This is a genomic window from Phytohabitans maris (assembly GCF_031085175.1).
Taxonomy (GTDB): domain Bacteria; phylum Actinomycetota; class Actinomycetes; order Mycobacteriales; family Micromonosporaceae; genus Phytohabitans; species Phytohabitans maris.
In genome coordinates this window covers 219,732-232,649 of the sequence record NZ_JAVHUY010000009.1, presented here as the reverse complement: position 1 = coordinate 232,649, position 12,918 = coordinate 219,732, and the positions used below count along the sequence as shown (strand labels likewise).

General features: G+C 70.4%; 10 protein-coding genes and 1 riboswitch. Of the genes, 4 read left to right on the top strand and 6 right to left on the bottom strand.

Features of this window, described 5'->3' with window-relative positions:
• The 4 genes from RB614_RS12220 to RB614_RS12205 form a co-directional block, all read right to left on the bottom strand.
• Complete coding sequence (locus RB614_RS12220) at positions 1–1,128, bottom strand: AAA family ATPase (RefSeq protein ID WP_428982981.1); 1,128 nt, start codon at positions 1,126–1,128, stop codon at positions 1–3.
• Positions 1,128–3,707, bottom strand: a complete 2,580-nt coding sequence (locus RB614_RS12215) for a fibronectin type III domain-containing protein (RefSeq protein ID WP_308712561.1) — start codon at positions 3,705–3,707, stop codon at positions 1,128–1,130. The genes RB614_RS12220 and RB614_RS12215 overlap by 1 nt, the downstream gene beginning before the upstream one ends.
• A gap of 264 nt (positions 3,708–3,971) precedes the next feature.
• Positions 3,972–5,069, bottom strand: a complete 1,098-nt coding sequence (locus RB614_RS12210; RefSeq protein ID WP_308712560.1) for a fibronectin type III domain-containing protein — start codon at positions 5,067–5,069, stop codon at positions 3,972–3,974.
• Positions 5,070–5,245: 176 nt separating this feature from the next.
• Positions 5,246–5,728, bottom strand: coding sequence for a hypothetical protein (locus tag RB614_RS12205; protein ID WP_308712559.1), 483 nt, complete (start codon positions 5,726–5,728; stop codon positions 5,246–5,248).
• Between the two features lie 73 nt (positions 5,729–5,801).
• On the opposite strand from RB614_RS12205, the gene RB614_RS12200 reads away from it, so the two are divergent.
• The 3 genes from RB614_RS12200 (at position 5,802) to RB614_RS12190 (ending at position 7,815) form a co-directional block, all read left to right on the top strand.
• On the top strand, positions 5,802–6,002 hold the full coding sequence (locus tag RB614_RS12200) for a hypothetical protein (protein WP_308712558.1): 201 nt from the start codon (positions 5,802–5,804) through the stop codon (positions 6,000–6,002).
• A gap of 342 nt (positions 6,003–6,344) precedes the next feature.
• The gene (locus RB614_RS12195; RefSeq protein WP_308712557.1) at positions 6,345–6,653 is read left to right on the top strand and encodes a LuxR C-terminal-related transcriptional regulator; all 309 of its coding nucleotides are present in this window, start codon (positions 6,345–6,347) and stop codon (positions 6,651–6,653) included.
• Positions 6,654–6,873: 220 nt separating this feature from the next.
• Positions 6,874–7,815 carry a phosphotransferase enzyme family protein gene (locus RB614_RS12190; protein WP_308712556.1) on the top strand — a complete coding sequence of 314 codons (942 nt, stop codon included), beginning with the start codon at positions 6,874–6,876 and terminating at the stop codon, positions 7,813–7,815.
• A gap of 885 nt (positions 7,816–8,700) precedes the next feature.
• On the opposite strand, the gene RB614_RS12185 is transcribed toward RB614_RS12190, so the two are convergent.
• Together RB614_RS12185 and RB614_RS12180 are read right to left on the bottom strand one after the other, a co-directional pair.
• A complete protein-coding gene (locus RB614_RS12185) occupies positions 8,701–9,126 on the bottom strand; it encodes a hypothetical protein (protein WP_308712555.1) in 426 nt (141 codons plus the stop codon).
• A 100-nt stretch (positions 9,127–9,226) separates the two neighbouring features.
• Positions 9,227–9,421: a hypothetical protein gene (locus RB614_RS12180; RefSeq protein WP_308712554.1), complete on the bottom strand. Its 195-nt coding sequence runs from the start codon at positions 9,419–9,421 to the stop codon at positions 9,227–9,229.
• A gap of 207 nt (positions 9,422–9,628) precedes the next feature.
• On the opposite strand from RB614_RS12180, the gene RB614_RS12175 reads away from it, so the two are divergent.
• The gene (locus RB614_RS12175) at positions 9,629–12,616 is read left to right on the top strand and encodes a hypothetical protein (protein WP_308712553.1); all 2,988 of its coding nucleotides are present in this window, start codon (positions 9,629–9,631) and stop codon (positions 12,614–12,616) included.
• A 119-nt stretch (positions 12,617–12,735) separates the two neighbouring features.
• Positions 12,736–12,906, top strand: a riboswitch (cobalamin riboswitch).
• Positions 12,907–12,918: the final 12 nt, after the last annotated feature.

Below are 12,918 nucleotides of genomic sequence, written 5' to 3'. Positions count from 1 at the left end.
CTAGCCCTGGTGGCGCGGCGCCGGAGTTCCGTACTGTCCGGGCGGCGCGGCGCTCGCCTGGTAGGCGGTGCCGTTCTGGTGCGGCGCGCCGTTTTGGTGGGCCGTGGCCTGGTGCGTGGCCTGCTGGCCGTTGGGCAGCGGGACGGGCACCTGCTCGATCGCGTCGTTGAGCACGTCGGCGGCGGTGACCCCGCGCAGCTGGGCGTCGGAGGTGAGCAGCACGCGGTGCGCGAAGACCGGCTCCAGCAGCGTCTTCATGTCTTCGGGCAGCACGAATCCGCGCCCCTCGATCAGCGCGTACGCGCAGGCCGCCCGGGTCAGCGCGATCACGCCGCGTGGGCTCACGCCGACCCGCACCTGCGGGTGGTTGCGGGTGGCGGCGGCGAGCCGCACCGCGTACGCGTACAGCGGGTCGGCGATGTGGACCCGCTGCGCCATGGCGATCATCTGGCCGATCGTGTTGGTGTCGGCGATCGCTTCCAGGGCCTCCGGTGAGCGCATCGTCGCGCCGCGCAGCACCTCGATCTCGACCGCCTCGCTGGGGTAGCCGACCGAGAGCTTGACCAGGAACCGGTCGAGCTGCGCCTCGGGCAGCCGGTAGGTGCCGTCCATCTCGACCGGGTTTTGCGTGGCGACCACCAGGAACGGCCGGGGCACCGGGTGCCGTACCCCGTCGACCGTGACGGTGCGCTCCTCCATGACCTCCAGCAGCGCGGACTGGGTCTTGGGGGAGGCCCGGTTGATCTCGTCGGCGATCACCACGTTGGCGAAGACCGGGCCGGGGTGGAACTCGAAGCCCCGGGTGGCCTGGTTGAAGATCGTCACACCGGACACGTCGGCGGGCAGCAGGTCGGGCGTGAACTGGATGCGCCGCCACTGCCCATGGATCGTGGCCGCCATCGCCCGGGCCAGGGTGGTCTTGCCGACCCCGGGGACGTCTTCGAGCAGCACGTGCCCCTGGGCGAACAGCGCGGTCAGCGCCAGCCGCACCACCTGCGGCTTGCCGAGCACGACCGCGCCGATGTTGTCGGCCAGCCGCGCGGCCAGGTGCGCGAAGCCCTGCACGTGCTGCGGGGCGAGCCCCTCGGGAGGGCTCGCGGCCTGGGTGTGGTTGACGGTCGCGGTCATCAGCACGCCGGCAGCGGATCGGTGTTGGTGCTGGTGCCCTTACCGTCGAGGTTCAACCAGGCGTAGGGGATGTAATTCTTGCCCCCCTTGAAGTCCACCTGGATCCAGATCGACGTCGTCTTGTCGTTGTTGTAGACGTACGAGGTGATGTTTTGACCGCTCTTGTGGCAGAACGCCTTGAGCTTCGTGCCGTTTGGCGCGGTGCCCACACTGGTGCCGTTTTGGCTGGTGCCGGTGTAGATGTTGATCCCGGTATTGCAGTAGGTGCGCTGGTCGCCGGAGCTGCCGTTGATGCAGGTCACGGTGCCGAGCACGTCACCGGTCGTGCGGCTGCCGGTGCCCTTGTCGTTGCCGGCCGCGTTGGTGGCGGTGAACGTGAAGGTGTATGCCGTGCTCGGCTGGAGGCCGGAGACCGTGGTGCTGCCGTTGCAGTTGGCGGTGGCGGTCTTGCCACCCACGGCCAGGCTGCAGGTGGTGGTGCCACCGCCATCCTGGACGGTGGCGTTGACCGTCACCGCCGTCTGGCTTGCCGAGCTGCCGGTGATCGTGACCGCTGGCTTCTTCACCGTGCGGGCGGTGTCGGTGGCCTCCTTGCCCTCGCCGGCCTCGTTGACCGCGCGGACCTTGACGGTGACGTTTTCCGCCTCGCCGAACCCGCCGACCTCGGTGGTCGTGCCGGTGACCTCGCTGCGGTCGCCGTTGGCCTCCACCACGTAACCGGTGATCGGGCGCCCGTTGTCGGCCGGCGCGGCCCAGCGGACGCGGATGGTGCCGGCCTTGGTGGCCACCGTGGTCGCCTCGACCGTGGGCGGCGCCTCGGGCGTGGTGAACGGCACCACGCTGTTGCTGACCGGGGACGCCTTCGACGCGCCGCCGCGCTCGTTGACCGAGACGACCTGGAACGCGTACTGGCTGCCGTACTCCAGCTCGCCGGCCGGCACGACGAGCTCGGTCTTGGTCGACTCGCCGGCCGGTGCGGCGGCGCCCGCCGCGACGGCGGTCACCGTGTACTTGCGGATGTCCAGCCCCTGCCCGTTGGCGGCCGGCCACTTCACCACGACCGTGCCGTCCGGCTTGGCCTCGGCGGTCACGCTCGCCGGCGGATCGGGCACCTCGGAGGTGGGTACGACCGGGTTGCTCTGCTTTTTGGGGCCGGCGCCCTTGGCGTTGACCGCGTGCACCGCGAACCGGTACTCCTGACCGTTGACCAGGCCGGTGATCCGCACCGAACGCTGGTCGGCGCCCACCTCGACGGTCTTGCCGTCGCCCTCCACCACGTACTTGGTGATGTCGGCGCCGTTGGGGTTGGCCGCGCGCCAGCCGACCGTCACCTCGGTGTTGCCGCCGGTCGCGGTCACCGAGCGGGGCGCTCCGGGCTTGCCCACCGGCGGATCCTTCTTCACCGGCGGCGGGGGAGGCGGCGGCGGGTCGCCACCGAGCACGTCGTTGGCGTACTTGTCGACGGTGCGCACCTGGTGCTTGTCGTCGACCACGGTCGCGTTTTGCGAGTTGGGCGCGTTGATGAACAGGTAGTTTTCCCGGACCTCCAGCTCCAGCGGCCCGTTCGCGTCCTTGACCTCGATCTTGTCGACCAGCTTGCCGCTGGCGTCGAACACGTACACCGTGCCGGTCGAGGCGTCCGCGGCGTAGAACCGCCCGGCCCAGGCCACCGCCGGCTCCAGCTTGGCGCCCTCGCCGGGCACCGCGAAGTCTTGCACCTTGTCGGGGTCGACCACCCACACGTGGCGGGCGTCGGGCACGGTCACCGGCACCCGCGGACCGTTGGTGCGCGGCGGCAGCGAGCCCAGCCCGTCCATGGTCAGCGGGGTGGCCTGCTTGTCCTCGCCCTTGACCGTGGTCAGCGTCTTGGTGGTGCGGTTGAGCACCGCGACGCCCTGGTCCAATGTGGAGATCGTCAGGTCGTGGCTGGGGTCGGCGACGTCCACAGTGCGCACGATCGCCGGGCTCTGGCCGCTGCCGCCGGCGCCGCCGGACGCGGCCGGCGCGTCGGGCAGCGGAGCCGCGGTCACCGCCGACACCGTGCCCTCGCTGGGCACCGCAACCCACAGGCTGCCCGTGCCGTCGAACGCGCCGCCGGTGATGCCCGGCGGGTAGTGCACCGCCTCGCCGACCGGCACCAGCGAACGCGGATCCAACTGGCGCACCACGCCCTGCACCGCGTCGACCACGAACGCCTTGTCGTCCTGCAACGCCACGCTCACACCGACCCCGGCGACCGTCTTGGTGGTCGCGGTGATCTGCAGCGTGGCCAGGTCGAGGGAGCTGACCTGGCCGGTGTTGAGGTCGCGCAGGATCAGGAACCGGTCGGTCTGCGACACCTGCATGCTGTGCCCCTGGCCGCGCGGGATCTGCAGCCGCGTGTCGACCCGCCCGGTCACGCCGTTGACCCGGGCCATCTCGCTGCGTAGCGAACTCCACAGCCAGGAGCTGGCGTCGTAGCTGGCCACCGCGTTGTCGGCCGCGCCCAGGCCCAGGATCGTCAGGCCCATCGCGGCCACCAGACCCAGCACCGTGGCGATGGTGACGATGCCGCCGCGTTTGAGTTTCCTGCTCCGCACCGGGCTCGCGCCCGTGACCTCCGCTGTGCCGTTGCCTGTGGTGACCACAGTCGGCCGCCCTCCCCACCCCGTGAACGCGGGCCGGCGTCCTCCCGCGCTGCTCGTCGTATGCGTTCCTCCCCAAATGCCGCGGACCATCATAGGGCGTGCGTTGGGTAGGCGGGTACCCGCTGTGGACAGGCGCCGCCAAGCCTGTGGATAACCCCGCTGCGCAGCGTATCGGCGCAGGTCGCTTCAGTTGCGGTCGATCTTGACGACTGTGGATTAACTCGGAGTCGGGGTGTTACGCTCCGTACACACCTGGCCCGAGGTCGCGTACTCGTCGGTGCTGTAGACCGCGAGGACCGTGAAACAGTAGCCCAACCGCGGGTTCAAGCCGTTGATGGTCGCGCTGGTCTCACCCGGACTGATGGTCGCCATCGCCTTGTGCTGCCGCCCCGACTGCGCACCCGCCACGATGAACGGCACCGTCCCGTCCGTCGGGTCCTTCCAGGTCACCGTGATCGCGGTGCCGTCCACCCGCACCTTCAGCTCGGTCGGCGGTTCACCGGCCAGCCGCGGCCCCTGCGTCGGCGCCGGCGGCGGCGTGTCACCGCCCCCACCGGTGAACACCACCTGGATCGCCACGAACCCCGCGGCCAGGACGGCGGCGGCCGCCGCGATCATCGCGGCCACCGTCGCGCCGCGCACTTTCCGTGGGCGGCTCACGTGGTACGTCGGTTCGGAGTCCCCGCCGTACGCCGGTGGTGGGTTGTGGACAGGCGGCGGCGCTGGCGCGTACACCTGTGCCGGTTGTGGGGGTGGCATGCTCGCCGGTGGTGGCATGCTCGCCGGGGGCGGAGTGCCCGGTAGCGCGAACGCCGCCGACGACGGAAACTGCATCGGCGGCGGTGCCGGCGGCTCCTCCGACGGGATGGTCAGCTCGGCCGAGGGCGGGGCGTCGCCCAGATACTCCCGGGCCGCCCGCACCGTCCAGTGGTCGTCGCCGAACACCGCCGGCCCCAGCGTCGCCACCCGCCCGAACGCCCGCCGCGCCTCGTGCCGGTTGCCCAGCTCCTCGGCCACCCCACCCAGGTCGAACGAGATCGACAGCATCAGCGGATGCCCGTCGCCGAGGTGCAGCTGACCCGCCGCGTACGCCTCCTCCAGCACCCGCCGCGCGGCCATCGGGTCGCCCGCCTCCCGGTGCAGGCCGGCCAGCACCTGCCCGGTCGCGATCACATCCGGGTTGTCCTCACCGAGAGCGACCTTGGCGCCCTCCAGAGTCTGGTCGAGCATCACCCGGGCACCGGCGAGGTCACCGGCGTCACGCAGCGCACGGGCGTTCTGCTGCGCGGTAGCGAGCGGAGACGGCTGGGACACGCCCGCCATGCTGCCCGTAGGGCGGTGCGTCGCGCCACCCGGGTCCCAGTCACACCCGGCCGCCGCAGTCATCCGGGAACATGATCAAGCTCTCATCGGCCCACCCCGGCGGCCACCTCACCGACGAGGGCCCGCTCGCACAGCCGGCGGCTGGATATTGGTGTCGATGAAGGCGGTCATCGCTGGTTGAGGCGGGCCGCCCGGGCGCGACGGGTCTGGTCGCGGATCTCCTGCCAGTCGCCGTCGCGTTGGTCCTCTGACACCGGCACGGAGCCGGCCAGTTCGAGCAGGTCCGGGGTGCGAGCGAGCACCGCATGGCTGCCTTCGACCCGGAAGACGACCCGGTCACCTTCATGCAGCCGATGACGGACGAGTAGTTCACCGAGGTACGCACCAATGCTCATGATCATGCTGCGGCGGTAGTCGGCGGGAGGACGATTGGCCAGGAAGGCGTCGCAGACATCGTCCAGCCGTGACGCTTCCGTCGATTCCCAGCCGAACGGCTCACCCTCCTCAGCCGCTCCTGCTCGAAAAGCCTCAGCCAGGCCGAGCATGGTTTCCGCGGTCTCGGCGTCCGTGGGGTCGGCGTGCTTTCGGAATCGGTCCAAGTCAGAGACCTCGCCGTTCACGACGCAGTCTTCCCGCAACATCATCGGCATGACCGGATCTTGGGCTGCCGATCGGGGTGGGTGGCGGCCCCACGGCACGACGATGGCGTGTCACACTCGGCGGATGCCGATCGTTGTCACGTTGCGCAACCTGGGGGCTGCGACCATCGTGATCGGCCTTCTCATCACGCTGTTCACGCTCGCCAGCGCGGGTTCCGACCGTCCGTTCATCCTCGGCGGGCTGATCGTTCTCATCGGGATCGGCCTGCGGATCGAGGCCGCATTGCTGGCCCGTGCCACACAGCCGGTCGAAACCGACGGCTGAGCAGACGTCGCTCGGGCCCTCTGGCCCGCACCGCGGACGTGTCGCGCTCGTGGCGAGCGGAGCCCACGGTGATCTCGGCGGATCCGTCAGCGTCCGCGGCCGGCAGGGCGGTCCTCGTCGATCGGGAGGAGTTCGAACACCGGGTGGCGGTCGGCCTTAGCCACAAAGGCTTCGACCGGAGCGTCCTTGTCCGCCCTGAAGCGCCATCGTTAGCACCTCCATCGATCTGGCGTTCATCGATCGGGCTTTGGCTCGCGAACCCATCCAGCCTGTTTCGCGCGTGCTGGCAGGTCAAGGCGCACGGTCTCGTTCGGGTCGGTGAGGTGGGCACGCAGTAGCCCGGTGGTTGAGCGCCACGAAGACCTCGCGCAGGAGGACCGCGACGTTGTCCGGCCGGCGGTGGTCGGCGTGCGCCTTGACATGGAGGTGCTGCGCCAGATCGGAACCGGTGCCTCCAACGCCGAGATCGCCGAGATCGCCGAGATCGCCGAGTCTCTCGTCATCACCGAGGCCACCGTCAAGTCCCACCTCAACCGGGCCATGGCGAAGCCGCACCTGGCCAGCCGCGCCCAGGCGGTCGTGCTCGCCTACGAGACCGGACCGGTCGTCCCGAACACCCACGCGCCCGGCGCGGCGCCCCGCAGGCCCTGACGGCGATGCGCCTATTGCCGGAGCCGGTTCCGTCCGGCGGCGGCGGCCGTCATCCTGGTCAGCGCGATCCAGTTGCTGCCTGCCCGCCAGCGGCCGCCTTGACATGCACCGATGCCATCGAACCCGGGCTCTGCCTGGCGGGCTGCCTGGGCCGCGCATAGGCTCGCTCGATATGCGCGTGACCCACTCGCTGCTCCACGCCGACGACCTCGCCCAGCTGGTGGAGCGGGAGTACGCCGTCGCCGCGCCGGTCAAGGTGGGCCTGCTCAACCGCGGCTTCAACGACACGTACCTCGTCACCGACGTCGAGGGCGTTCGCCGCGTGCTGCGGGTCTACAACCGCGACAAATACTGGATCCGTTCGGAATCCGATTTCCGCTTCGAGCTCGACCTGCTCGATCACCTGGCGGCGGCCGGGCTGGGTGTCATCCGCCCATACCAGCGGACCGTCGGCGACCGGCTCGGCCGGCTGACGGCGCCCGAGGGCGAACGCTGCTTCGCCCTGTTCACCCACGCGCCCGGCATGCCCTCGTACGAGGGCGCGCTGACCGCCGAGCAATGGCGCGTGTTCGGCTCCGGCATCGCCCGGATGCACCTGGAGATGGACGCCTTCCAAACCAGCCACGACCGCTACCACCTCGACGAACGCATCCTTGTCGAACGGCCGCTGGCCAGCCTGGCACCCTACGCCGGCTCGGGCCCGGCAGCGGCGGACCTTGCCGAACTCGGCAAGCTCGGCAAGCGACTGACCGACGAGTTTCATCGACTTCGAGCGATCGGCGGCGCGTACGGAATCATCCATGCTGACCTGCACCGGGGCAACACCAACGTCGGCGACGACGGGCGGTTCGTCACGTTCGACTTCGATCACTGCGGGTTCGGGTTACGCGCGTACGACCTGGTCACCTTCTACCGTGGGCCCGACTCGCCGGACGAGGATCGCGAACGCTGGGCAGCGGTCCTTTCCGGCTACCAGCAGGTCCGTCCGCTGAGCCTGGCCGAGGTGGATGGCTTCCCGGCACTGGCGGCCTGCCGGGCGACGTGGGACGTCGGCGACTGGCTGGGCGCCGCCGGCCGCACCGGCGACGCCTGGGTGACCGATGCGTTGATCGCCAGGCTGTTGGCGGACGTTCGCAAAACGATGGCTACAGAGCTTTCGTAGTCGGCGGTGTGGTGCGTCTCGGCGCTTCTTCAGACACGATTTGCCCCGGTCCGCGCCAGCTGCGGACCGCATGCTCCCGCGGGCAACGCGGAGGCCGGCGGCGAGCTGGCGCTCGCCGAAATCCCCGGCCTCCGCTGCCGGCTCCGCGACCCAAGCCCAGCCTGGGGGCGTGTAGTTGCGGTCACCGCCTGCGGTGGGGTGCAGGGGAAGCTGTGCGGTCGCACGCACAGACGGGGCAGCTCGAGAGCTTCCCGCACACGCACATCCGCCCCCCCCGGCGGCCGCGCGGTGGTGAGGTGTCGTGGACGCACGGACCCCTTTGGACGGCCGCGGCTCCCCGCCGGGGCCAGGGTGAGACCGCGAACCGCGCAGGGTGAGGCCGCGGGAGCAACGGTCCGGCCCCGATGCCGCTGAGCGCGATTTGATCATGATGGAAGGCTGCTCTGGGCTACCAATGGGAGCACGGAAGATCCGTGCCCGTCCGAGGACGCGGCCGTTCTCGGGGTGGTCTTGGAGAACGCGCCTTGACTAAGTGGGTGGCGTTGGGCCAGGCCGCGCTCGCGAAACACAGGTTCGTGGTCCGGCGGCCTCACCCTCCACGCTTGGCATATATCTGTCCCGCAGACGCCGCCCTGCTCTCGATGGTTGTGAATCTAGAACGTTTAGGGCTGATATAGAGCCCTAAACGTTCTAGATCGGCTTCGGATCCGCTTCCGCCCGTGGCAAATGGAGCGGTGACCGCGACCAGGCGCGCAGGGGTGCGGGAGCGGCGGCGCGGTCCCGATGCCACTCACCGATCTTGGTCAAGATCGCGCGACCGACCGGGACGGTCCCATGATCGGCACTCCAAGATCAGCCCGAGGCGCAGAGTCCAGCAGACACCGCTCAAACAGCGGACCGTCCCAGCAGATCGTGGTACGAATCCGCCCGCCCGAGGGCACCTGCGTACCACCGTGAGTGGCATTGGGTCCGGACCATGACGTCGCGGTAGCCGGGCTTGGCGTGAAGGGCGACGGCGCCGGTGGTCGGGAGGGCCGCGGTGCCGACGGTGAAGGTCCAGAACCAGGCGCCGGCGAGGATTTCGGGCTGGCCGTAGCCGCCGCGGGCGTCGACCAGGACCCACAGCATGAAGCCGATCATTACCGCGAGGGCCGCCCACGGCTGCACACCGATCGTCACATCGTAGTTCGTGGGTAGCAGAAACACCGCTACCAGCGGGGCGAACAGCCACGCCAGCGGCCGTCGGGTGCCGGAGGCCCGCCGCGGAATCAGCGGCACGGTCAACAGCAACGTCGCTTCGCGGATCGCCAAATCCAGGACGAGGTCGACCGGTGGGTAGTGGACCTCGCCGGTTATCCGGTTCCGGCCAGCCGCGGCGAGGGACTTGACGAGCAGCGAGGTGGCCAGGGCACTAAACGTGGCGAGCAGGCCCAGCAGGTATCCGCCCGACGCCCGCGGCGGTCACTGCCACGGCGGTGACGATCGTCCCCAGTGGATAGAGCAGCCCGGGCGGGTACTCCACACCGCGATCGGCGACCAGCCGGGGCACGACCCGACCGGTCTCGGCCAGGCTGGTGCCTGCGGTGTAGGCCAGCAACAGCAGCACGGCTAGCCGTAGCAGCGCCGCCGCCTCGCGGTGGTCGGGCGCCCGAGCCGCCCGAGCCTGTTGCCTTGATCATAGATTAGGCTAACCTAACTTCCGGGTGCCTATGATCCGGTACCGGCGATGGCCGACGGCCGGTTCCGGAACGCGGTCGCGGTCGAGCCATGCGGCCCTCCACCAGCCGATCCATCACGACGAGCGGACTTGACTGTGCGTCTACGACCTCTTCCCGCCCGGGTGGCCCTCGGGCTCGCGACGGTGAGCGCGTTGCTCACCGCGGCCGCCTCCTCACCAGCCCACGTCCGGACCGAGGCGACCGATCTGGCGGCCGCGTCCGGGCCGGCGGGCATCCCCTCCGCCGGCCTCGCCGCCGAGTCCGACACCGGGTACACCCAGCAACCCCAACCGCAGACGGTGGCCGACGGCGGGGCGGTGACCTTCACCGCCGAGTTTCCCGGCGCCCGCATCTACACCTGGTACCGCACCGACGCCCGGGGCAGTGTCCCGCTGCCGGGCGGCAACGCGGCGACCTACACCTTCACCGCCACCTACGCCGACAACGGTGCGACCTACTCGGTCAGGGTCTTCGACGCCGACTTCGTCCAGCGCCGCTCCGACGAGGCGCGGCTCACCGTGACCCCGGTCGCGGTGACGGTGACCGAGCCGCCGCACGACACGTCGGTGCAGGCGTACCAGAGCGCGCGGTTCACGGTCACCGCCGGCGGGACCGGCCCCTTCTCGTACCAGTGGCAGCGCCGGGACGCCGAGCACCCGACCTGGTCGGACGTCGCCGGCGCCACCGGGGCCGACCACGCCTTCAAGACCCGCCCCGGCGACGACGGCGCGCAGTTCCGGGTCGTCGTCGGCAACGACCACGGTCCGTCCGCCGCCTCGTCTGCCGCCACGCTCCGCGTGATCACGGGCGGGGGCAGCCTCGACCCGGTCGCCCACGCGAGCCTCGAGTGGGGCGTCAACAACATCTACCAGGGCGGCAACCCGGCCAACACGGGCTGCAACTTCTTCTCCGCGGGGACCCAGGAGCAGTTCCAGGCCGAGCAGGGCAACGTCCGCATCGTCCACCGCGCGCCGGACGGCACCGCACTGGGCATCTCGGACGCCACCAAGTGCATCCCGAGCAGCGGCTCGCAGCTCAACCAGCGGGCGCTGTTTACCAACGGCACCGGAACGGCCAACCCCGTGACCGGCGAAGCGACGATCCACTGGGACGGTGCCTTCACCGCGAACGCCTACTCCGGCCTGGTCACCTGGTACCTGAAGGACCCGACTCTGACGATCGCGGAGGACGGCACCGGCACCCTCACCGCGATCGCCGGCGGCATGGGTGCGAGCCGCGACGACCCGGACGAGCGGGAGGAGGTACCGGCGCGCCAGGTCACCGTGGCAACCTTCGAGCAGGTGCGGCTGGACACCACGGTCGAGCCCGGCGGCGGTGCGCAGATCTCCCCGAACTTCTCCGGCGTGGACTACTTCCCGCTCGTCGACGGGGTGCGGTCGACCACGTCGGCGATCCCGGATGCGGTCAAGCGGGCACAGCCGGACTGGGGCTCGTGGCCGGAGTCCTTTGTGGACTTCCAGTACGAGACGGAGCTCTCCAGCTACTGGCACAGCAGCGGTCTCTCCGCCGACCCCGACAAGCCGCCGTTCGACCTGACCGTCCGGTTCGACTCCGCGCCGGACGTACGTGACGTCCCGGTCATCCTGGCCAACCCGTCGACCACGGCCGCCGCTCCCTACGTCGAAGGCCGCGACCTCACCGTGACCGCCGACGTCGACGGTGACGCGGACCTGCGGTGGCAGCGCGCGGCCGCGCCGAACGGCCCGTGGTCCGCCATCGACGGCGCGACCGGCGAAGCGCTGACGATCCCGGCCATCGACTCCTCCTGGAACAACACGTACGTGCGCATCGTGGCGTCCAACGAGGACGGTGAGGCGATCTCCACGGCACTGCGCCTCACGACCGCGCCGTACGCCCCGCCGACCTTCTCCCAGCCGCCGCGCGACCTGGCCGCCATCGAGGGCAGCCGGGCCGTCGTCAGGTTCCAGGCCACCGGCAACCCGGCCATCGACCCCGACAAGATCGTCCTGGAACGCACCACCGACGGCGGCACCACGTGGCGGCCCTGGGCCGGAGCCGAGTACTCCCAGCCCTACCAGGGCAGCACGGAGTACCTCGTCACGATCCCCTCGATCCCGCTCGCCGCCAACGGAGCCACCGTGCGGGTCGTCGCGGCCAACGTCGAGGGCGCCCGGTCGGCGTCCGATCCGTTCACCTTCCGGGTCTTCCCGGCCACCGGCCGGCCGCAGCTGGTGGTCCTGCCGCAGGCCCCGTTGGATCCGGACGCGGAAACCTGGCTCACCATCCTCGGAGCCGGTTTCCCCGTACCGGACTGGGCAAGCCCGACGCTCACCTACTCGCTGGACGTCGGACTCTTCGATGCCCAGGTGTGGCAGCCCGGCCGGCAGGGCAGCCGCAACTGGATAGCGACGTCGCTGGACAGCAGCGGTGGACAGCTTTACCACGACTCGATGCGGGCGAGCGGCGGCGCGTTCACCATCCGCCTCCGGGTGACGGCCGGTGCCCTCACCCGCGGACACACCTACGGCATCGGGGCATTCCTGCGGCTCACCGACATCACGACCTGGCAGGACACATTCGACAACCGTTCACTCGACGCCTGGACGCCGCTGACGCTGGTATCGGTGCCTACGGGCGGCGAGCAGACGATCACGGCGACGGTGCCGGAACAGCCGGGCGAGTTCAGCTGGACGATCGATGCCACCGATCGGACGGTCACCATGACCGACGCGGTGAACAACGGCTCGTACCTGCGGTCAACCGGTGACCTGAAGCCGATCACGGTGACCGACACCCGCGCCGGCGCACCGGGCTGGTCCATCTCCGGCCAGGCCAGCGACTTCACCGGTGGCCTTTCCGGCAAGTACCTCGGCTGGACCCCGTCGGTGCTCGCCGCCGGCGCCGGCGCTCAACCCGGAGCTGCCGTCCCGCCGGGTATCGACACCGGCGACGGCCTGACCACCTCCGCCACCCTCGGCTTCGCCGGCGCCGGCCACGCCAAGGGCAGTGCGACCCTGGGTGCCGCGCTCGACCTGCGCCTGCCGGTCACCACCACGCCCGGCACGTACACCCTCACGCTCACCGTCACCGCACTCGGCTGAGGCCATCGCGTGTGGCTGGCCGCCCTGTGACACGGCCAGCCACACGCCTCCACCGCGGTCGAGGCGCCCGGCCTCGTACGTGACAATCGTTACGTGGGCATAGGTCAGGCCGCCCTTGATCTGTTAGGGTCAGCGCCGCGACGAGTGAGGGAAGCCGGTGTGAGTCCGGCACGGTCCTCGCCACTGTGACCGGGGAGCAAACCCCATCCGCCACTGGGCTGAAGAGCCTGGGAAGGCGGGGTGAGCTTTGATCCGGGAGTCAGGAGACCTCGCGTCGCGGTCGTCACGATGACTCCACGAAG